The 21,506-nt window shown below is 67.8% G+C and carries 18 protein-coding genes; 11 read left to right on the forward strand and 7 right to left on the reverse strand.

Annotated features, from left to right (window positions below):
• Nucleotides 1–68: 68 nt before the first annotated feature.
• Nucleotides 69–1,223 (forward strand): acyl-CoA dehydrogenase family protein, encoded by a 1,155-nt coding sequence (locus tag BAY60_RS16935; RefSeq protein WP_245992551.1) that lies wholly within the window; start codon nt 69–71, stop codon nt 1,221–1,223.
• Between the two features lie 72 nt (nt 1,224–1,295).
• On the opposite strand, the gene BAY60_RS16940 is transcribed toward BAY60_RS16935, so the two are convergent.
• Nucleotides 1,296–2,471 (reverse strand): CaiB/BaiF CoA transferase family protein, encoded by a 1,176-nt coding sequence (locus BAY60_RS16940; protein ID WP_112281876.1) that lies wholly within the window; start codon nt 2,469–2,471, stop codon nt 1,296–1,298.
• A gap of 125 nt (nt 2,472–2,596) precedes the next feature.
• Between BAY60_RS16940 and BAY60_RS16945 the strand changes: the two genes are divergently transcribed.
• The 9 genes from BAY60_RS16945 (at nt 2,597) to BAY60_RS16985 (ending at nt 13,893) form a co-directional block, all read left to right on the forward strand.
• Nucleotides 2,597–3,595 (forward strand): ABC transporter permease, encoded by a 999-nt coding sequence (locus tag BAY60_RS16945; RefSeq protein WP_112281877.1) that lies wholly within the window; start codon nt 2,597–2,599, stop codon nt 3,593–3,595.
• A 48-nt stretch (nt 3,596–3,643) separates the two neighbouring features.
• Complete coding sequence (locus BAY60_RS16950) at nt 3,644–4,726, forward strand: sugar ABC transporter substrate-binding protein (RefSeq protein WP_112281878.1); 1,083 nt, start codon at nt 3,644–3,646, stop codon at nt 4,724–4,726.
• 75 nt (nt 4,727–4,801) lie between these two features.
• Nucleotides 4,802–7,009: an ABC transporter permease gene (locus BAY60_RS16955; protein ID WP_112281879.1), complete on the forward strand. Its 2,208-nt coding sequence runs from the start codon at nt 4,802–4,804 to the stop codon at nt 7,007–7,009.
• 8 nt (nt 7,010–7,017) lie between these two features.
• A complete protein-coding gene (locus BAY60_RS16960; protein ID WP_112281880.1) occupies nt 7,018–8,109 on the forward strand; it encodes an SMP-30/gluconolactonase/LRE family protein in 1,092 nt (363 codons plus the stop codon).
• A 95-nt stretch (nt 8,110–8,204) separates the two neighbouring features.
• Nucleotides 8,205–9,656, forward strand: coding sequence for a sugar ABC transporter ATP-binding protein (locus BAY60_RS16965; protein ID WP_245992553.1), 1,452 nt, complete (start codon nt 8,205–8,207; stop codon nt 9,654–9,656).
• Nucleotides 9,657–9,665: 9 nt separating this feature from the next.
• Nucleotides 9,666–10,682: a phosphotransferase family protein gene (locus BAY60_RS16970; protein WP_170160437.1), complete on the forward strand. Its 1,017-nt coding sequence runs from the start codon at nt 9,666–9,668 to the stop codon at nt 10,680–10,682.
• Nucleotides 10,679–11,044, forward strand: coding sequence for a hypothetical protein (locus tag BAY60_RS16975; RefSeq protein ID WP_112281883.1), 366 nt, complete (start codon nt 10,679–10,681; stop codon nt 11,042–11,044). The genes BAY60_RS16970 and BAY60_RS16975 overlap by 4 nt, the downstream gene beginning before the upstream one ends.
• 24 nt (nt 11,045–11,068) lie before the next feature.
• Nucleotides 11,069–12,577 carry a class I adenylate-forming enzyme family protein gene (locus tag BAY60_RS16980; RefSeq protein WP_245992554.1) on the forward strand — a complete coding sequence of 503 codons (1,509 nt, stop codon included), beginning with the start codon at nt 11,069–11,071 and terminating at the stop codon, nt 12,575–12,577.
• On the forward strand, nt 12,574–13,893 hold the full coding sequence (locus BAY60_RS16985; protein ID WP_112281885.1) for an acyl-CoA dehydrogenase family protein: 1,320 nt from the start codon (nt 12,574–12,576) through the stop codon (nt 13,891–13,893). Before BAY60_RS16980 ends, BAY60_RS16985 begins: the two co-directional genes overlap by 4 nt.
• Here the strand turns inward: BAY60_RS16985 and BAY60_RS16990 are convergent.
• Both BAY60_RS16990 and tcuA read right to left on the reverse strand, forming a co-directional pair.
• Nucleotides 13,840–14,919 (reverse strand): isocitrate/isopropylmalate dehydrogenase family protein, encoded by a 1,080-nt coding sequence (locus BAY60_RS16990; protein ID WP_112282433.1) that lies wholly within the window; start codon nt 14,917–14,919, stop codon nt 13,840–13,842. The genes BAY60_RS16985 and BAY60_RS16990 overlap by 54 nt on opposite strands.
• Nucleotides 14,909–16,387 carry an FAD-dependent tricarballylate dehydrogenase TcuA gene (tcuA, locus tag BAY60_RS16995; protein ID WP_112281886.1) on the reverse strand — a complete coding sequence of 493 codons (1,479 nt, stop codon included), beginning with the start codon at nt 16,385–16,387 and terminating at the stop codon, nt 14,909–14,911. The genes BAY60_RS16990 and tcuA overlap by 11 nt, the downstream gene beginning before the upstream one ends.
• A gap of 87 nt (nt 16,388–16,474) precedes the next feature.
• On the opposite strand from tcuA, the gene BAY60_RS17000 reads away from it, so the two are divergent.
• Nucleotides 16,475–17,173 (forward strand): GntR family transcriptional regulator, encoded by a 699-nt coding sequence (locus tag BAY60_RS17000; RefSeq protein WP_112282434.1) that lies wholly within the window; start codon nt 16,475–16,477, stop codon nt 17,171–17,173.
• Nucleotides 17,174–17,192: 19 nt separating this feature from the next.
• Here the strand turns inward: BAY60_RS17000 and BAY60_RS17005 are convergent, their stop codons facing one another.
• The 4 genes from BAY60_RS17005 to BAY60_RS17020 form a co-directional block, all read right to left on the reverse strand.
• Nucleotides 17,193–17,711 (reverse strand): AbrB family transcriptional regulator, encoded by a 519-nt coding sequence (locus tag BAY60_RS17005; RefSeq protein WP_170160438.1) that lies wholly within the window; start codon nt 17,709–17,711, stop codon nt 17,193–17,195.
• The gene (locus tag BAY60_RS17010) at nt 17,708–18,247 is read right to left on the reverse strand and encodes an AbrB family transcriptional regulator (protein WP_112281888.1); all 540 of its coding nucleotides are present in this window, start codon (nt 18,245–18,247) and stop codon (nt 17,708–17,710) included. The genes BAY60_RS17005 and BAY60_RS17010 overlap by 4 nt, the downstream gene beginning before the upstream one ends.
• Before the next feature lie 3 nt (nt 18,248–18,250).
• The gene (locus tag BAY60_RS17015) at nt 18,251–20,278 is read right to left on the reverse strand and encodes a tripartite tricarboxylate transporter permease (protein ID WP_112281889.1); all 2,028 of its coding nucleotides are present in this window, start codon (nt 20,276–20,278) and stop codon (nt 18,251–18,253) included.
• 100 nt (nt 20,279–20,378) lie between these two features.
• The gene (locus BAY60_RS17020) at nt 20,379–21,506 is read right to left on the reverse strand and encodes a Bug family tripartite tricarboxylate transporter substrate binding protein (protein WP_112281890.1); all 1,128 of its coding nucleotides are present in this window, start codon (nt 21,504–21,506) and stop codon (nt 20,379–20,381) included.

Genomic DNA, 21,506 nt, shown 5'->3' on the forward strand with positions numbered 1-21,506 from the left:
GGCCCTTCTCGTCTTGCCGGATGCGCCGGATGGGCACTAATGTACTGATCGGTCAATCAGGAGGTCTCGTGGACGATCGTGCGTACCGGAAGCTCAAAGACGATGTGTTCAGTGTGATCTGGGAGGAACTGGCTCCGCTGGAGCAGGAGATCGAGAACAAGGAGGCCTTGCCGTACGACAAGATCATGCCCGCGCTGCGGCGGGTCGGTGCTTTCGGATTCCTGGTGCCGGAGCGATTCGGCGGGCACGGCCTCATGATTCGGCAGTACCTGCCGATCATCGCGGAGTTCGCCAAGATCCAGGGTGGAGTCCGGGTCATCGTGCACGTGCACAACTCGTTCGGTCATGCCATCAGTGAGCTCGCCAACGCCGAGCAGCAAGCCGCGTTGCTCCCCGGCGTAGCGTCGGGCGAGAAATCCGTGGCCTTCGCGCTCACGGAGCCGGATTACGGTACCGGCGCCGACCTCGGCACGCGTGCCTACCGTGACGGTGCCGACTACGTCATCAACGGCCACAAGTGGTTGATCACCAACTCCGACCTGGCCTCGCACTTCCTCGTCCTCGCCAAGACCTCGGACACCGAGGTCAGCTCCATCCTGGTGGAACGCGACCGCCTCGGTCTGACGATCGAGCCGCTCCCGGAGACCATGGGCTGCAAGGGAGGCGAACACGGCAGGCTGACCTTCTCCAATGTGCGCGTGCCCGTCACCAACCTCGTCGGCAAGGAGGGCGACGGACAGGACAACCTCGAACGGGCACTGGAGATCAGCCGCGTGTTCATCGCGGCAAGCTCGCTCGGCACCGGGCAGTACGCCTTCGAACTGTCTCTGCGGCACGCCAGACAGCGCATCACTTTCGGCAAGCCGATCGCGCAGCGGCAGGCGGTGCAGCGCTACCTGGCCGAGATGGCCATGGATCTGCAGGCCTTGCGGCTCATGCTCGACGACGCGGCGGCGAAATGGGACGCCGGCGAGCGCATCCCGGCCGTGGCCTCGATGGTGAAACTCTTCGGGTTGGAGGCGGTCGGCCGCATCACCGACCGGGCACTGCTCGTGCACGGCGGTATCGGATACACCCGGGCTCATCCCGTCGAACGACTGTACCGCGACGCCCGGTTGAACTGGCTCGAAGAAGGTACCCCGACGATCCAGCACCTGGTGACCGCGCGGGAGTTCCTCGACGGCCACTGGTGGGCCGACGACTTCGCCGGTACAAAACGTTGACGCCATGGCTCCCGGTCGCGGGGGTCGCCGCAACGTTGCGATCGGCGGCGGCAACGACCGGGAGCCGCGCGTTCATCGCGCCGCCGCACCGCCGAGCATCTCGATTTCCTCCTCGGTGAATCCGGCCTCCGCCAGGACCTCCCCGGTGTGCTGCCCAGGCAGCGGAGGGCGGTTCGGGGCGGTCTCGCCGCTGCGGCTGAATCGTGGAGCGGGGGACGGTTGCACGATCCCGCCCAGTTCGGTGAAGGTACCTCGCTGCCGGTTGTGAGGATGCTGGGGTGCCTCGGCCATCGGCAGGACCGGCGCGACACAGGTGTCGTCAGCCGCCAGGAGAGCACACCACTCGTCCCTTGTGCGGGTGCGAAACAGCTCTCGAAGCCGGGCGCGCAACGTCGGCCAGCGTGCCGGGTCCGTGTGGCCCGCCTGAAATTCGGGATCCCCGGCCAGGCCGAGCCCATCGAGCAACCGCCGGTAGAACTGGGGCTCGATCGCGCCGACGCTGAGATAGCCGCCGCACGCGCACTCGTAGACGCCGTAGAAGTGGGCCCCGCCGTCGAGTAGATTGCTCCCGCGGTCATCCGACCAGATGCCCTGAGCACGCATCGCGTGAATCATGGTCGTGAGCAGCGCCGTGCCATCCACGATGGCCGCATCGACGACCTGGCCACGTCCCGAAATGCGAGCCTCCAGCAACGCCGCGACAAGGCCTAATGCGAGCAGCATGCCGCCACCACCGAAATCGCCGAGGAGGTTCAGCGGAGCCACCGGCGGCAGTCCGGGCGGCCCGATCGCGTCGAGGGCGCCCGTCAGCGCGATGTAGTTGATGTCATGTCCGGCTCGGGCCGCGTTGGGGCCGTCCTGTCCCCACCCTGTCATCCGGCCGTAGACAAGCCGGGGGTTGCGCCGCGTGCACACTTCGGGGCCGAAGCCCAGCCGCTCTGCCACGCCGGGTCGAAAGCCCTCGATCAGTGCGTCCGCTCCCGCGACGAGGCGCAGTAGCGCGGCGACCCCGGACGGCGTCTTCAAGTTGAGCGCGATCGAGCGGCGGCTCCTGTTGAGCAGGTCGAGTTCCGGGCTGAGGGGATTGCCCGCCTGGCGGCCACCGGGCCGGTCCACGCGAACTACGTCCGCACCGAGGTCGGCGAGCAACATGCCACAGAACGGTGCCGGTCCGATGCCGGCGAGCTCGACGACGCGGATACCACTCAACGGGCCGCGGCGTGCCGCGGCGAGACCGTTTTGCGACACGATCTCCCTCCAATGGTTGACGGGGTCGAAGCGCGCGAATCGAAGTCTTGACGAACGATGCCAGTAGTGTACCGTTCGGTCAGTACATAAGCCGGATGATACAGGTCGTCGGCCATGGAGTGAGCATGAGTGCTGTGCTGGCAAGGTTTCGTCCTCGAAGCGGTGTCCAACTGTCTCAAGAGCAGGTCGTCCTGCTCGTGGTCGTGGCACTCTTCATGGTGTTCAGCTTCGTCCTTGACGGCTTTCTCAGTGTGAACAATTTGTTGAATCTGGCGCGTAGCGTTTCGGCACTTGGCATTCTCAGTGTCGGCATGGCGGTCGTCGTGATCGCACGAGGCATGGACCTGTCCATCGTCGCCTCGATGGGCGTCGCGACGGCGATCTCCATCCAGCTCATGCAAACCCAGGCCAGCACCCCGGTGGCCCTCCTTGTCGGCCTTGGTGTCGTACTCCTGATGGGCGTTTTCAACGGATTTCTGATCGCATTCGTCGAGATCCCCGCGCTTTTCGCGACGCTGGCTTCGGGTCTGCTCGTGTATGGCCTCGCTAGGACGACCGTGCTCGATGGGCTGATCGCCGAGCTCCCGGGCGACCGCACGTTCGTGCGCTGGCTCGGTCAGGGAGCGGTGCTGGGAATACCGGTGCCAATCCTCGTCTTTCTGGTCGTCGCCGTGCTGGCTCAGTTCATGCTCGGCCGGATGAGAACCGGCCGGTTCATTTATGCCCATGGCGACAATGCCGGCGCCGCGGCGCTCACCGGCGTATCGGTTCGTCCATACACAACGATCGAGTACATGCTCAGCGCCGCGATCGGTTTCGTGGGTGGCCTCGTGGTGGCCGGCTCGGTCGGTGGTCTCAACACCCAGGTGATCGACGGATCACTGGTCTATGACGTTCTGCTCGTCGTCGTGGTCGGGGGTATCAGCCTGGTCGGTGGGCGTGGCAGCGTACTCAGCGTCGTGGTTGGCACCGCGCTGATCGGCGTGATGCTCAACGGCATGACGATCCTCAACATGAACACCCATGAGAAGGACATCGTCAAAGGTCTGATTCTGCTCAGCGCGCTGGTTCTGGACAACCGGTTGCACCCAAGAGATGAGGAGACCGTCCGCCAGGGCGACTGACAACGAGCACACCGAAGAACCGGAGTAAGGACAAGGAGGTCCTGCATCATGCGAAAGGTCCACTTGGCGAGCCTGCGAGTGGCCGCCATCGCTGCGGCGGCGATGTTCGCAGTGACGAGTTGTTCGACCGGTGGCGGCTCCAGTTCGGAGGAGGAAGGCGGCGGTGGCGGTGCTCTCCCGCCGAACGCCTCGTCGCAGCAGCTGCGCGATCATTCGATCTCCAGCACCAAGGGCAAAAAAGCGGCGTTCGTCCCTGTCGGGTTGGGTACTCCACTGACCGAGGAGTGGAACCGGCAGCTCAAGCGTGGCTTCGAGGCGGCTGGCATGGAATACGTGGTTCGCGACCCGAACTGGGACACGGCCCGGCAGGCGGAGGCGGTACAGAGCCTCATCAACGAGAAGCCCGATGTGCTCGTAGTGCACAACTTCGACGTCCAGGTCCTGGCCAAGCTCATTCAGCAGGCCGAGGAGGCCGGGATTTACGTTATCCAGATCAACATGGTCTCGAACTACAAGTCGGACGCATTCGTCGGTGCTGACACCATCGAGCTGGGCCGTCGGATGGCAACCGACATCGTGAAGGAGTGTGGGGAGGCAACGTCCACCTCACACAAGGTCCAGATCGTGCAGGGTGACGCGACCTCGGGATTCACGCTTGACGTGATGGCCGGTGCCAAGGAAGTGTTCGACCAGCATCCGGACATCAAGATCGTGTCGACCCAGGCGGCGAACTGGGACCGCACCAAGGCGCACGACATCACCGCGACCGTCATCCAGCAGCACCCGGATCTGTGCGCGAGCTGGGGCTTCTGGGACCAGATGCAATACGGAGCGGCCACGGCGATCAAGGAGGCAGGCAAGATCGGTCAGGTCAAGGTGTTCACGTCGGATCACAGCGCGATCACCTGCCAGGCACTGCGCGACGGTCTGTTCTTCCAGTCCTACGGGTACTCGGTGCCGACGCAGGGCACCGACATCGTTTCCATCGCGAAGTATCTGTTGCAGTCCGGCAAGGAGCCGGGTTCGGCCCGGATCGCCGACTTCACACCCTTAGTCAAGATCGATCGATCCAATTGGGACCAGCCCAACATGTGCTATGACGGCCGGACCGACGGCCTGACTGTCAGCTGATCACCCTCCGGGTGGCGCCGGACACCTCGGCGGCGTCCGGCGCCACCGTCCGTACCGCATTCGAGAGAGGGCCCCATGACGGCCAGTGTGACCTCCCGACGCCCCGGACCGCGTCGGCCGCCGGAACGTAACGTGCTGGAGAACGAGACTCTGGGCACCCGGCTGCACTACCTCCGCCGCAAGATCGCGTTACAGCAGGTGTTCGCCGAGCTTTTCGAGAAGCGTTGGATGGAACCGGCGATCCCGCTGACGCTGCTGGTCGGTGTGGTCGTGTTCTTCTCGGTGGCCACGCCGGGGTTCGCGACACCCGAGAATCTCCTGTCGTCGGCCGCCGAGCTTGCCGAACTCTCCCTCGTGTGCATCGGTATGGCTGTGGTGATGATCTCCGGCGGCATTGACCTGTCCGTCGGCTCGATGTTCGGACTGTGCAACATCCTGATGATCCTGCTGATCACGCTCGGTGGCGTGCCGGTTCCATTGGCGCTCCTGCTCACCCTGTTCGCGGGCGCGATACTCGGTGGCGTGAACGGCGGGATTGTCGCCTATCTCAAGGCCCGGCCGTTTCTCACCACGCTCGTGACGCTGATCGTCTTCAGAGGCGTCCTGAATCTGCTCGACCTCAACTTCTCCGCACAGACGGCGACCGTGTTCGTGCTCGACCCGATGTGGGAATGGCTTGGCACAGGCAAGGTGGCCGGCATTCCGTTCAGCTTCGTCACGCTCGTGGTGGTCCTGCTCATCGGGCACGTCCTGCTGAGCCGCTCCCGGATCGGCTGGCACATCACCGCGGTTGGCGCGAGCCGAAGGGCGGCACGGCACGCCGGCATCAAGGTGGAGCGGGTGCTCCTGCTTTGTTACGTGATCTCCGGCGCACTCTGCGCCCTGGCAGGAATCTTCTACGCCGCGAGGCTTTCCAGCGCGAGTGCCCGGGTGGGGGAAGGACTGGAGCTGAACGTCCTGACCGCGGTCATCCTCGGCGGGATCAGCCTGTCGGGTGGCAAGGGCACTGTATGGCGTGCGTTCATCGGCGCGGCGACGATCAGCTTGCTCGGCAAGGGGCTGCTGCTCATGAACGTCGGCGGCGAGGTGCTCCAGACCGCGCTGGCCGCCGTGCTGATCGTCGCTGTCGGACTCGACATCAAGTGGGGCAAGAACCGCGGTAAGGCCATTCAGAAGACGTATGTGAACCCCACCCTGCTGCGATACCGTCCCGCCCCCGACGTCCGGCGCGGTTCCGGGAGCGCGTACGAGGTGAACGACCGGCTGCTCGGCGCGGAGGCGATCGGCGTCGGTGAGGTCGAGGGGCCGGAAGACGTCGTGCTGGACAGCCAGGGGCGACTCTACTGTGGCACACGGCAAGGATGGATCCTGCGCTTTTCCGGCCGGGACTTCGAGCACAAGGAGATCTTCGCGCGTATCGGCGGGCATCCGCTCGGCCTTGGCTTCGACGCCGAGGAGAATCTGGTCGTCTGCGTCGGCGGCATGGGACTGTACGCGGTCTCGCCCGATGGCACGCCCCGCAAGCTGTCGGACGAGACCAATCGTGACTGGACCAGGCTGCGGGACGATTCCCGGCTGCGTCTCGCGGACGATCTGGACATCACGCCGGACGGGAAGATCTACTTCAGCGAAGCGACGACCCGTTTCGGGATGGCCGACTGGATTCTCGATGGCATCGAGGGCAGGCCCAACGGGCGGTTGCTCTGTTACGACCCCGCTACCGGAACGACTCGAACGGTGATTCGCGACCTCGTGTTCCCGAACGGCATCTGCAGCTGCCATGACGGCGAGTCGCTGCTCATCGCGCAGACCTGGCTGTGCCGGATTCTGCGGTACTACCACAGCGGACCGAACAAGGGCAGACTCGAGATCTTCATGGACAACTTCCCCGGCTATCTGGACAACATCAACCGGTCGTCGGACGGCGGGTACTGGATCGCCCTCAACGGAATGCGATCGCCCGCCTATGACCTCGCGATGCGGATGCCCTCGTTCCGGCGCCGAATGATGAAACGCATCCCACGCGACGAGTGGCTGTATCCGAGTATGAACCATGGTTGCGTCGTCAAGGTGTCCGAGGCCGGAGATGTGCTCGACACCTATTGGGATCCGGGCGGCGAGGCACACGCCACGATCACCTCCATGCGCGAGCACGACGGCTACCTCTATATCGGTGGGTTGGAGAACAACCGGGTCGGTCGGATCAAGCTGTCCGGATCGGGGGCGGCACAGGTGGACAACCGACGGCCGCAATCGTCCGCCCGTCCGGTCAGCGTGAACTAGGAGGGACGATGTCCGCGGTTGAAGGCATTCGGCTGGTCAGGGAGTTTCTCTTTCCCGGTCGGCACACTGGCACGGCTGTGCCACCGCTTGATGGCGGCTTGACACCGAACGACGCCCTTGAGCAGCAACCGGAGCTCGCCGAGGTCGCCGAGCCGGAGGACGTGCTGCCCTCGACCTCTGGTCTCTATGTGACCAGCGGCAACAACCTCTTCCTTCTTCAGGGTCGGCAGCGGCGGCTCGTAGCCGAGCTCGGCGGGGACGCTGGGCCACTCGCGGCCGCGCAAGACGGACGGATTCTGGTCGGCGTCGCCGGTATCGGGATCGTCGCCGTCACCACCGACGGCCAGGTCGAGCCTCTCGTCACGGAAGTGGCGGGAGATCCGCTCCGATGCCCGACGGCTATGGCCGTGGCCGCCGACGGAACGGTCTATGTCACCGACGGCTCGATCCGCCATCACGGGCAAGACTGGGTCCGCGACCTGATGGAGCGCAACCGGCTCGGCCGGCTGGTTCGGCACGACCCGCGCACAGGCGCCACCACCGTGCTCGCCGATGGGCTTGCGTACCCCAGTGGGGTCACGCTGGCCCCGGAGGCGGACTCGTTGCTGGTGTGCGAAGCGTGGGCCCATCGGCTGAGCAGGTTTGCGCTGTCGGACCCGGCGCGTCCAACCGTGTTGCGGGAGAACTTCCCAGGTTATCCCGGGCGCATCAGCCCTGCGGCGAACGGTGGTTACTGGCTCGCGGTGTTCGCGCTGAGGACCCAGCTTGTCGAGTTCGTTCTCACCCAGCGGGACTACGTCGACGAGATGATGCGCACCATCGAGCCGGACTACTGGATCCGGCCCGCGCTGCGCGGGTTGAACAGCGGCCTCGAACCACTGCAGGGCGGTCAGATCCGCAAGCTGGGTGTGGTGAAGCCATGGGCACCACCGCGATCGTACGGACTTGTCGTCCGGCTCGACGAGTGCGCTCAACCGGTGTCCAGCCTACACAGCCGCGGTGGCGGAGCCAGGCATGGTGTGACGTCCGTGCGTGAGTCAGAGGGCCGCCTGCTGGTGGCGGTTCGTGGGGGAGACCGGGTTCTGGAGGTGCCGGCGTGATGAGTGGATCGGTGGCGGAGCATGCCGATGCCAGGAGCGAGTCCGACGGTGATCAGCTGGTCGAGCTGAGCCAGGTCACCAAGACCTATCGGGGAGTGCACGCGATCCGCGACGTCGACTTCGGCCTGCGGGCCGGTGAGGTGCACGCACTGGTCGGTGAGAACGGCGCGGGAAAGTCCACCCTGTGCAAGATCCTCGCCGGCGCGGTGCGGCACTCCAGCGGTGAGATGCGAGTCGGAGGACAGACGGTCGCGTTCCGCCGCCCGCACGAAGCCCTCGAACACGGGATCGCGATGGTGTACCAGGAGACCAGCCTGGTGCCGACCATGACGGCCGCGCAAAACATCGAGCTGGGTCACGAGAAGCTGCTCACCCGGTTCCGTTCGCTCAACATCAACGCTCAGCAGCTGCTGCAGTCGATGAATTTCCAGGTCGAGCCCGCTGCATACGTGTCGACACTCGGTGCGGCGAAGAAGCAGATGGTCGAGATCGCCCGGGCGCTGCGGTCGCAAGCGCAGACCATCATCTTCGACGAACCCACGGCCGCACTCACACCAGAGGAGACGCTGCACCTGTTCGACGTCATCAGCGACCTGCGTGCGGCCGGGATCGGCATCATCTATGTCTCGCATGCGATCGAGGAGTCGTTGCAGATCGCCGACCGGGTCACGGTGCTGCGTGACGGTGAGCGAGTCGCGACACTGCAAGCGAAGAGTACCACGAGGGACGAGATCGTCCGGTACATGGTCGGTCGTGCGTTGACCGGTTCACGGGCGCAGACGAGACCAGTGACGGCTGAGCCGGCTCGCCGCCGCAAGGTGCTCGAGGTCGAGAATCTCATCCTGGGCGACATCGTACGTAACATGTCCTTTTCGGCCTATGCGGGTGAGGTTCTCGGTATCGCAGGTCTGATCGGCAGCGGCAGGACCGAGACGGCGAAGATCATTGCTGGAGAGCTCAAGCGCAACCGCCTGCACGGCGGGCGCGTCCTGCTGAATGGCAAGCCCGTGCGTTACCGCGTTCCGAAGCAGGCTATCGACGACGGCATCGTCTACATCACAGAAGACCGCAAACTGGACGGGTTCTTCGAGACGATGACCATCGCGGACAACCTCTACCTCGGCTACCTGGCCTCGCGCAGGGGCAGGCGCCGCTGGCTGATGTCCGGCCGGCAGCGGGATCGCCTAGCGAAGGAATGGACCGAGCGTCTGCGCATCAAGGCGATCAACGCGGACGCCAAGATCGTGGAGCTGTCCGGTGGCAACCAGCAGAAGGTCGTGGTGGGCAAGTCACTGGTGGCCCAGCCGGAGGTCGTGATCTTCGACGAGCCGACGAAGGGCGTAGACGTCGGGGCCATCGAGGAGATCCACGAGCTCATCCGGCGGCTTGCCGACGACGGGAAGGCTGTCATCGTCATCTCGTCATACCTGCCGGAGGTGTTGTCGGTCTCCGATCGCATCCTGGTGGCCCGGTTCGGGCGCACGGTGGCCGAGTTCAGCCGGGAAGAAGCCACGCAGGAGAAAATCATGTACGCGGCGATCTTCTGAGGAGTGTGCGTGGGAATCCTCGATGCGTCCGTAGGCCTGGTGGAAGAGCGGTTCGGTGAGCGGCTGGGCACTCAGGTCCGGCTGATCGAGAGATGGCTGGCAGGGGAGGGACTCTCCGACGAGACCGGTGTGCTTGTCCTGCGAAAGGGCAACGGTGACGAGATCCGCGTGGTGGTCCGGCTGTTCCGTCCAGGATCTGTCGCACGTCACGAGGTCGAGCCGGAGCGGCTGCATCGCCTACTCGTCGCGTTGGCGAAGACCGGCATCCCGGTTCCTGATCCACTGTGGTTCGACCGGTCGGATGAGCTGTTCGGACACGCGTACTCGGTCGTGCGATGGATGCCGGGTACGGCGGTAGTGCCCTGGTCGCCCGATGGCAGGCGATTCCTCGCCACCGTGGGGACGGGCCCCGTTGGCGAGCGGTTCTGCGAGGTGCTTGCCGACATCCATGCGGTCGATTGGCGTGCCTGCGGACTCGACTTTCTCGGGGAGCCGCCTGGCGGCGAATTCGCCAAGATCAAAGTAGATGATCTCGAAGAGTATCTGCGCAGGGTTCGGTTCGAGCCCGAGCCGATATTGGCGGATGGCATCGGCTGGCTCCGTGCGAACGCGCCGTGTAGTGACCGCGTTACGCTCCTGCACGGGGACTACCGCACCGGTAACATGCTCTTCGACGGTTCCCGGATCAGCGCTGTGATCGACTGGGAGTTCGCGGCGCTGGGGGATCCCGGTTACGACCTCGGCTGGGTGTGCGCCCCATCCAACCGTATGGGCAGCGACCTGGCGTGCATGTTGCTGCCGGAGAAGACGTTTCTGGAACGGTACGAGCACCACAGCGGGGTGCCCGTCGACATGGCCACGCTGCGGTTCTGGATCACCTATCACCAGGTGCGCCACGCGGTCATGTGGCTGGAGGCCGGACGGTCGTTCCAACAGGGGGGAACCGACGATCTGCGGCTGGCCCGCATGTACTACACGATGCCAACCATGCGCCGGATGGTCGCGGACCTACTGGAGTACCCGTGATCGAACCTGATCGCATGGTCTCCGCCATCCGCGCCGAGCTCGCGGCGCGCGTGCTGCCCAGGCTGAGCGACGATCGCGCCAGGTCCTCGGTGATCGCCGCTATGGGCATCCTGGGTGACCTCGCGCTGCAGATTCGCCAGGACGACAGCTGGCTTCCCGCAGCGGAGACCGCGCTCCGATCCGGCATCGCCCGTTGGCCGGTGACGGTCTCCGGCGACGCGGATCGTTCCGAGATCCTCGCCGCGACCGAGGAACTCATCACGGGGTTGTGGGCTGCAGGCGAGCCCGAGAAGGAGCTGTTGCAAGACATCCGCTCCGTCTTGCGTGCCGATCTCGAGCATCAGCTCAAGCGAATCCGCTAGGAGTACAACATGGACAGTTTCACCGTGGCCGAGCTGATCCGCAAGCCGCGCACTGCGCAGCGAGTGAACGAGCGGCGCGTCGCGATCACCTTTCAGGGCACCGATCTGACCTACGACCAGCTCGACGAACGCTCGACGAGGCTGGCTTACGGACTGCTGGCTCAGGGTTTCACCAAGGGTGACCGGGTCGGCGTGCTCATGTACAACAGGCTCGAGTGGGCGGAGGTGTTCTTCGCCGTCGCCAAGCTGGGCGGTGTGGTGGTGCCGGTCAACTACCTGCTGAAGCAGCCCGAGGTGGAACACATCCTATCCGACTGTGGCGCGCGCTGGGTCGTCTACGAGCAGTCGCTGGCCGCGTCGGTGCCGCATACCCGCCAAAGGATCCATGTGGGGGTCGGCGCGGACGATGCCGACATGTCGTACGACGAGCTGATCGCGGCGCCTGCCTCTGCCGACGCACTCCCCGCGGTGATGGCTGACGACTTGTTCCTGCTGCAGTACACCTCGGGGACGACGGGGACGCCGAAGGGAGCGATGCACACGCATTCCACGGTGCTGTGGAATAGCTTCCACCAGATCCTGGACTACCGGGTCACCGCCGACGAGGTCTTTCTCGTCGTTCCGGCGCTGTGCTGGGCGGCCGGGTTCCACGACATCGCGCTGGCGACCCTTTGGCAGGGGGGCCGGGTCGTGCTCAGTCCCAGTACCGGTTTCGAGTCGACGCGGTTTCTGGAGACCGTGCAGCGGGAGCGGATCACCTCGACGTTGCTGGTGCCTACCGTGCTCAAGCGGGTGTTCGCCGAGCCGGCCTTCGACAGCTACGACCTGTCGTCACTGCGCATCATCTGCAGTGGGGGTGAACCGGTGCCCGTCACCGCGATCGAGGACGCGCGGCGCAAGCTGCCCACCTGCGCGCTGCTGCAGGTTTACGGTATGAGCGAGTTCCCCACGATGATGCTCTATCTCGACGCGCCGGACGCTGTCCGCAAGATCGGTTCGGCGGGCCGGGCCTGCAGCGCAGCCGAGATCAGAATTGTCGACGACAAGGAACAGGACGTTCCGCCCGGTACGGTGGGCGAGATCATCTGCCGCTCTCCGGCCACCATGTTGGGCTACTACGGCAGGCCGGAGGCGACAGCGAGCGCACTGGTGAACGGCTGGCTGCACACCGGAGACCTCGCGACCGTCGACGACGAGGGCTATGTCTACATTTCCGGGCGATCCAAGGACATGATCATCACCGGCGGGCTCAACGTGTACCCGGCTGAGATCGAACGTGTGCTGGCCCAGCACCCGGCTGTGCTGGAGGCGGCCGTGGTCGGGCGGCCCGACGCGAAATGGGGTGAAGTCGGTGAGGCGCTGGTGGTGTGCCATGCCGGCGCGACGGTGGCCGAAGGGGAGCTGTCCGCGTACCTCAAGGAACAACTCGCCGCCTACAAGGTTCCCAGGCGGTTCGTCCTCACCGAAGCACCGCTGCCCCGTACCACATCCGGGAAGGTGCAGAAGTTCAAGGTGCAGGAGAAGCTGGCATGAGCTGGGAGTTCAGCACCGAGCCGGAGTTCGGCGAGCAGCTGGCGTGGATGCGCGAGTTCGTCGACGAGACGATCGCTCCGCTGGAGACGCTCGACCTCGACGACGACGCGTTCCGCACGGCCATCGCACCGCTGCAGCGGGAGGTCAAGGCACGTGGGCTGTGGGCGGCCCATCTCGATCCCGAGCTCGGCGGGCAGGGCTTCGGACAGGTCAAGCTCGGCCTGATGCACGAGGTCATCGGTCGGTCGAGACTCGCCCCTTACGTCTTCGGTAACCAGCCCCCGGACTCCGGCAACTCGGAGATCCTCGCACGCTTCGGCAGCTCCGAACAGAAGGAGCGTTACCTGTTTCCCTTGCTCGCCGGGACGATGCGGTCCGCGTATGCGATGACCGAGCCGGACGCGGGCGCCGATCCCACGCTGCTCACGACGGCCGCGGTACAGGACGGAGCGGACTGGGTGCTCGACGGGCGGAAGTGGTTCATCACCAACGCGTCCGTCGCCGACTTCTTCATCGTCATGGCGGTCACGGATCCGGACGCGCAACCGCATTGGCGCGCGTCGCAGTTCCTCGTGCCTGCCGGCACGGCCGGGCTCAGCGTTGAGCGAGAACTTGGCTCGATGGAAGACCCCCGACCCCGGCCCGATCGCCTTGACAACCATGCCGAGATGACGTTGGCAGGCGTGCGGGTGCCGGGCGGCGCGATGCTGGGCGAACGCGGTGCTGGGTTCTCGATCGCGCAAAGCAGGCTCGGTCCCGGTCGCATTCACCACTGCATGCGCTGGGTCGGACAGGCGCAACGGGCGCTCGACATGCTTTGTGAGCGAGCGTTGTACCGTTTCTCGCACGGTTCGGTGCTCGCCGAGAAACAGACTGTGCAGAACTGGATCGCCGAATCGTGGGCCGAACTGAACGCGTTGCGGCTGATGACGTTACAGGCTGCCTGGGTCATCGACACCCACGGTGTGCGTGCCGCGACGACGCACATCAGTGCGATCAAGTTCTGGGGAGCGGGAGTCCTGCACGACGTCATCGACCGAGCGCTGCAGGCGCACGGCTCCCTGGGCTACTCCTCGGACCTGCCGCTGGAGGACATGTACCGCCGGGCGCGTGCGGCGCGCATCTACGACGGACCGGACGAGGTGCACCGCCAGGCGGTCGCCAGGCGGGTGCTCCGAGGCTACGCAGCGCCCGGCGACCACCGGCCCACCGAGCTGGCGCCGGCACGCAGGATACAGGCGGAACGGCTGGTGGCCGAGCTGTCACAGCCGCTCCAGCACGGCGGCGGTGACCGAGGCGGTGCCCGTCGCCGGTGACCCGGCCGCGGTCAGTGCGACGGCGCCGTCGGCGTAGGCGCGCTCGACCGCGGCGCGCACGGCCGCGGCGGCCGGGTCGTGGCCGGTGTGCTCCAGCAGCAGCGCGAGGCTGAGCAGCTGCGAGGTCGGGTTGGCGAGCCCCCGCCCGGCCAGGGACGGGGCGCTGCCGTGGATGGGTTCGAAGTAGGCGGCCCCGTCGCCGATGTTGGCCGCGCCGCACATGCCGAGCCCGCCCACGGTGGCGGCGGCCAGGTCACTGAGGATGTCGCCCAGGAAGTTCTCCATCACCAGCACGTCGAACCGCTCCGGATGGGCCACCAGGTCGTGCGCGGCCGCGTCGGCGTAGAGGTGCCGTGCGGCGACGTCCGGGTAGTCGGCGGCCACCTCGTCGAACACCGCGCGGAACAGCGCGAAGCTGCGCAGCACGTTGCTCTTGTCCACGCACACGACCTCCGGTCGCGCCCGCCTGCCGCCGCCGGCTCGCCTGCGGGCGAGCTCGAACGCGTACCGCACGACCCGCCGGGTCCCCGTCCTGGTCACCAGGAGCTGGTCGGCGGCGGCGTCGCGGGCCACCACGCCGGCGCCCCGCGACGCGTACAGGCCCTCGGTGTTCTCCCGGACGAGGACGTAGTCGATCTCGCCCGGTTCGTGCCGGGTCGCGCCACGAACCCCGGGCAGCAGCCGCACGGGCCGGACGTTGGCGAACGTGTCGAGCCCCGTGCGCAGCACACCGCCGAGCAGCCCGGCCTCGGTGCCGTCCGGGTGGCGGACGTCCGGAAGCCCCACCGGGCCCTTGAGCACCGCGTCGGCGGTGGCCAGCCGCTCGAGGGCACCCGGATCGACGGCCCGGCCCGTGCGCCGGTAGTGCTCGGCCCCGGCGGGCTCCTCACGGACATCCAGGGTGATCCCGTGCCGCTGCGCCACGGCGCGCAGCACCGTCAGCGCGCTCTCCACCAGTTCCGGGCCGATCCCGTCACCGCGGATCACGGCGACGCTCAGCGTGCGGCCGGGCTGCTCAGGCGCCATGCGCACCCGCCCCCGTGCCCGCGATCCGGCCGAACACCGAACCGTTGGTGAGGCCGCTGCCGCCGGGATAGTTGAAGTAGAAGATGCCGCCGACCAGCTCTCCCGCCGCGTACAGCCCGGGAATGGGGGACAGGTCGGTGTCGAGGACCTCGGCGTCGGTGTTGATGCGCACGCCCCCGAAGGTAAAGGTGATGCCGCACGTCACCGCGTAGGCCTCGAACGGGCCTTGCTCGATGCGGTTGGCCCAGTTGGTCTTGTCCACCGCCAGCCCGTGGGTGCGCCGCCCGTCCTTGACGTTGGGGTTGAACGGGACGTCCGTGCCGACGGCGGCGTTGTAGGCGGCCAGTTCGGTGAGGAAGCCGTCGGCGTCGACACCGTCGAGCTTGCGGGCCAGCTCCTCCAGGGTGGGCGCGGTGACCTTGGTGACCTGGCGGATGCGGTACTCGTCGCGCAGCAGGTGGCTCACCTGCTGGTCGAAGACCTGCCACGCGAAATGGCCCGGCTGTTCCAGGATGCGCCGCCCGTACTTGGCGTAGGTGTAGTTGCGGAAGTCGGCGCCCTCGTCGACGAAGCGCCTGCCGTTGGCGTTGACCATGATGCCCCACGGATAGCTGTGCTTCTGGAAGTTGTCGCCGACCGAGAGATCGCCGAACTCGGGCGCGTTGAGCTCCCACCCGACGGCGTGGCAGCCGGACCAGTTGCCGACCGGGCTGGCCCCGGCCTCCAGTGCCATGCGGATGCCGTCACCGGTGTTGAACTTGGTGCCGCGCACCTTCGCCAGGTCCCAGGCGGGCCCGAGGTACTTGGTGCGCATCTCGGTGTTGGCCTGGAAACCGCCGCTGGCCAGCACCACCGCGTCGGCTCGCTCGTCGCGGGTCGGCCCGTCCTGCCGGACCGTGACGCCATGCACGCCGCCGCTGTCGTGCAGCAGCGACATCGCCCTCGCGCCGTACTCGATGCGCACACCCTCGCGCTCGGCAGCCTTGGTCAGCGCCTCCACCAGTCCGGGCCCGCCGCCGGAGGCCTCGACCGTCAGCCCACCCCAGAACGTGAACCTGCCCCCGACCTGGAAGGCCTGCCTGCCGTAGATGGGAACGAACCGCACTCCCTTGCCCGCCATCCAGCGCAGGGTGGGCATGCTCCGCTCGACGAGCAGCGCCGCCAGGTCCGGATCGGTGCGGTACTCGGTCACGCGCGCCAGGTCGTCCAGAAAGGACTCGGCGGGGTAGGCCCCGAAGTCGGTCCTGGCGATCTCCTCGTCGGTGAGGTCGGGCATCAGCCGGCGGAGGTCCTCGACCCCGTCGTAGGCGACCCGCATCGCGCCCGCCGTGAACGCGGTGTTGCCGCCGCGCAGCGGCTCCGGCGCCCGCTCCAGCACGAGCACCTCGGCCCCCTGCTCGCGCGCCGCGAGAGCCGCGCAGAGTGCCGCGTTGCCGGCTCCGACGACGATCACCTTCCGAGACTGCATGACTCCTCGCATTCAGTTTGCATTCAATGATGGACGTTTCGTACTCAAGTTGCCGACGACCGGAGAGCGCCAGGTATCGTGGTCGACGTGACCACGGGGCGTAACCACGGCAAGGACCTCCGGCGTTACCTCGGGCCGGGAGTGCACCGGGGGCGAACGACCGACGCGGTCACGGACGCGCTGCGGGAGGCCATCCTCGACGGGTTCCTGACCCCCACGACCTGGCTGCGCGAGGACGAGATCGCCGCGGCGTTCGAGGTGAGCCGCACCCCGGTGCGCGAGGCGATGCGCAGGCTCGCCGACGAGGGCCTGGTCGTCAAGACCGCCCACCACGGCACCACGGTCGCACCCCTGTCGCTGGAGGACGTCCTCGCGTTGTACGTCGTGCGGGAGAACCTGGAGGGGCTCGCCGCGCGGCTGGCCGCCGTCCGGTGCCCGGCCGGTCTGGTGGAGCGGCTCGACGAGATCGGCTCCAGGATGAAGGCCGCGGCGGCCGAGGCCGACACGGCGCGGCTGTCCGGGCTGAACCTGGAGTGGCACCGTGCGCTGCGCGACGCCACCGGTAACTCCTACCTGGGCCGGTTCCTGGGTCAGGTGGAGCACGCGGTGCGCCGGCTGCCCTCGTCGACCCTCGGCCATCCCGGCAGGGCCGACGAGGTCCTCTCCGAGCACGACGCCGTGGTGCGCGCCATCGAGCAGCGCGACGGCGCGGCCGCCGAGCAGGTGGCCAAGGCTCACATGCGGCGGGCACGGGAGATCCGCCTCGCGGTGATGCTGGGGGAGTGACGGCGCGCGCCACGCGGCCTCAGCCGTCATCGTGCCACCGCCTCGCGAACGCCCTGGCGAGGCGGATCAGCAGCGGCAGGCAGGACAGCACCACCACGAGCCTCGCGATGTGCATGGCCGCCACGACGGCCGTGTCCGCCCCCACGGCCGTCGCCGACGCCAGCATCTCGCCGACGCCGCCGGGCACCATGCCGAAGACGGCCGTGGGGACGTCGGCCGTGCTCAGCCGTCCGATGAGGACGCCCCAGCCGACGCCGAGCCCGATCACCGTGAGCACCACGACCAGCCCGGGCGTCAGCACGGTCCGCAGCTCCCGCAGCACTCCCGGCCGGATCGCCAGGCCGACGACCGTGCCCGCGAGCAACTGCGCCGCGACCTGCCACGGGACGGGCACGCCGAGTTCCGCACCGGCGAGAAGGCGGGCGGTGGCCGCGCCGCCGATCGACCCGATCAGCGGCCAGAACGGCAGGCGCAGCAGGCGGGCCAGCGCGGCACCCGCCGCACCGGACAGCAGCACGATCACCAGCCCGGCACTCACGGCGACCCCGACCAGGCGACCAGAACGGGCAGCACCACCAGCACCACGGCGAGCACGCGCGTCAGGTGCACGGCGAGCACGACGCCCATGCGGGCGCCGAGGTCCGCGCCCGTCAACGCGATCTCGCTGACTCCGCCCGGCGCGCACGCCAGCACCGCCGTCACCGGGTCGATGCGGTAGCGGGCGATGAGCCAGGCCGCGAGCGCGGCCTCCAGCGCCAGCAGCAGCGCGAGCCCGGCGGCCAGCGGCAGCGCGAGGTGGCCGATCGTGTGCACCGTGGCGGCGTCGAGCCGCGCGCCCGCCACCGAGCCGAGCACGACGAGCGCCACCGTGCGGACGCCCTTGCCGACCGCCCGGTGCCGGAACGTGCCAGCCCGGAGGCGGTTGGCGACGGCGCTGCCCACGACCGAGCCGACGAGGACGGCCGCCGGGATGCGCAGCAGGGTGAACACCGCCGCACCGGCGACCGCACCGGCCAGTAGCTGCGCGAGCCGGCCCGCGTCCGCCCACCAGCCGGGTCCTGCCGTTCGGTTCACCGGCTACGCCACCAGGATCGCGGGCGTGAGGTACCCGACGGGCAGGGCGATGTCGGCGAAGCCCTGCAACAGCAGCAGTACGCCGAGCAGCACGGCCGTGTAGGTGGCGATGACGTGGGGCCGCAGCTGGGCGACCCGCCACAGGAACACCGGCACGAACACCAGCGCTGCCAGCAGCAGGCCCAGCACGTACACGAGGACGACGAAGCCCACCAGCCACGCGAACGCGCGCGCGACCCAGCCGAGCTCGGCCCGCCACGCCTTGGCCTGCGTCTCGTCGGGCGGGGTTCCGCGCCGCCGGTACACCTGGACCGCGAGTGCGAGCGCCGCGAGCGCCGCGCCGAGCAGGCAGACCAGCGTCGGCACCAGCCGCGCCTTCTCGCTGTAGCCCTGGGCCAGCAGGAATCCGCCCACGAACACCACGAGGAACCCGCCGGTGACGGCCACCGTCCACCCCGGGGGTGCCGCCGTGCCGTCGGCGTCGCTGTCGTCCTCGTCGGCGGGCGTGTCCCCGGCCGGGCTCTGCGCGCCTGCCGACGGTCGCGCCGCGGTCCGCGCGGTGCGGGCCTTCGCCCAGCGCACGGCGGCCAGCACCAACGGGATGACCAGCACCGCCGCCATCACGAGCACACCGGGCCGTAGCGCCCAGTCCGAGAACGAGTACAGGTTCGCGGTCAGGTAGTAGTAGCGCTCCAGCGGCACGCTCAGCACGAAGCCGATGAGAAACGGCGCGCGCGGGAACCCGGTCGACTTCATGAGCCAGCCGATGGCGCCGAGCACCAGCATGATCTGCAGCACCGCGATCTGCTGCGACTCCTGGAACCCGCTGGTGAACAGGATCACGACGAGGCCGCCCGCGAGCACGGGAAACCGCACGAAACTCAGCTTGGCCAGCGGGAAGCTGCACAGGAAGCACAGCGCCGCGCCGATGACGCTCGCCAGCGCGAACGACCAGACGATGGTGTAGATGATGTCGAGGTGGTCGGTGATCATGCGCGGGCCCGGCTCGATGCCGAACACCAGCAGCGCCCCGAGCAGCAGTGCCGCGGGGGCGCCACCGGGGATGCCGAACAGCAGGGTGGGGATGAGATCGCCCGCCTCGACGCTGTTGTTGGCGCTCTCCGGCGCGATGATGCCCCGCGGATCGCCCTTGCCGAACTTGTTCTTGCCCTTCCTGCGTGCGGTGGCCCGCGCCTGCCCGTAGGCCATCCAGGTGCCTGCCGTCGCGCCGACACCGGGCAGCACTCCCGCCCAGATGCCGACGAAGGCACCGCGGAGCACGTGCGTCCAGTGCCGCAGCACATCCCGCAGGCCCGTGCCCCAGCCGGAGCCGATACCGGAGCCGGACGCGATGCTGGTCTTGCGGGCGACGAGGGACACCACCTCGGCGATGCCGAAGATCCCGAGCGCCACGGCCACGAGGTCCAGGCCCTCGTTGAGGAACAGGGTGCCGAAGGTGAACCGGTAGTCGGCGGCGGCGGGCGCCGCGCCGATCTCGCCCAGCAGCAGGCCGAACGCACCCGCGACGAGTCCCTTGAGCATGTTGCCGCGGGACAGCAGCGCCGCGAGCGAGATACCGAGCACCGTCAGCATGAACAGCTCGGGTGAGCCGAAGTTCAGCACCAGCGGGCGGGCCAGCGGGATCGACAGCGTCAGCCCGACGGCGCCGAGCAGACCGCCCGCCATCGAGGCCAGGAAGGCGATGGCCAGCGCGCGGGCGCCCTGCCCGCGTTTGGCCATCTCGTGGCCGTCGAGCATGAGCACCGTGGCCGACGCCGAGCCGGGTATGCCGATGAGCACCGAGGAGATCGTGTCGGAGGTGTGCACCACCGCGACCGCGCCGATGATGAGGGCGAGTGCCTGGTGCGGCTCGATGATGAAGACGAACGGGAGCAGGATGGCGACCGCCCCGGTGCCGCCGAGCCCCGGGATGATGCCGATGACCAGGCCGGCCAGCACACCGGCGACCAGGAAGGCCAGGGTGGTGGGGTCGAGCAGAGCGCCGAGCGCGCTCAGTGCCGCGTCGAGCATGGCGGGTGTCCTTTACGGGAAGACAGGTGCTGTCGCGCCACGCCGGTGAGCGGCGGGCGGTTGCCCGGGGCGCCGCTCACCGGCGGTGGTGGCCGCAGCGTCAGTTGCCGTCGAGCGTGACGTCGTAGGACTTCTTCAGCATGTCCAACGTGTACTCGCGAACCTCCGGCTTGATCCGGAAGGCCTCCTGCAGCTCCTGTTCGGCCTCCTTGCCCGAGTACAGCGGGTAGCCACCGAGCACGTCCTCGCTGGAGGAGGCGAACTTCGGGTCCTTGCTGATCTTGTCGACGGCGTCCCAGTAGGACTGGACGATCTTCTCGGGCGTGCCCTCGTTGGCCCAGAGGCCCTTCTGGTAGACGTAGCCCGGGATGAGGAACGCGCGGTAGGCCTCGTAGGCCTCGCCGCTCGGCGCCTTGCCGTGCAGCTGCCGGTAGACCTCCTCCACCGTCGGCAGGTCGGGCACGTTCGGGTCGCGCACGATCTTGCCGTCCTTCGACATGCCGAAGGACATCAGCGGCACCGCCTTGCCCGCGTCGACGAGCGGCTTGACCTGCGTCAGGTACGCCGAGGTGGTCTGGTAGTCCACATTGACCTCGCCGCGCTCGAACGCCAGCCGCGCCGGGCCGCGTCCCTCGAAGCCGAACGTGGCGTCGAGCTTGGTGCCGAGCACGTCGAAGGCCTGCAGCATCGTCAGGTCGAGGCCCGTGGCGCTGATGCCGCCGTAGGTCAGCGGCTTCTCCGGGTTGGCCAGGTCCTTGGCCGACCGGAGGCCGGTGCTCGGCGAGGCGTAGATGACGCCGCCGGTGCCGTTGAGCATGAGCGGGCGCATCGTGGTGAAGTCGAACTGCACCTCGCTGCGCCCCAGCAGTGCCTGGAAGTACGTGGTGCCGGAGGTGACCAGCACCTGGCTGCCGTCGGTGCCACCGCTCTGCACGAACTGGTTGGAGCCGGTGATGCTCTCGCCTCCCGGCACGTTCTTCGGCGTGAAGGCCGGGTTGCCCTCGATGTGCTTTTCCAGGTACGGGGCGAGGAACCGGGCCCAGGTGTCGGTGCCGCCGCCCTCCGAGTACGGGATCACGAGCTCGGTCCTGGTCGGCATCTCCGACGAGGCCTCGCCTCCGCCGCTGCCCAGTCCCTGCGGGTTCGCGCATCCGGCGGCGAGCCCTACCGCGGCCATCGTCGCCACCACGACCCTGGCCCGGGATCCGAACGTCGTTGTCCGTTTCAT

It is taken from the genome of Prauserella muralis (assembly GCF_003202285.1).
Classification (GTDB): Bacteria; Actinomycetota; Actinomycetes; order Mycobacteriales; family Pseudonocardiaceae; genus Prauserella_B; species Prauserella_B muralis.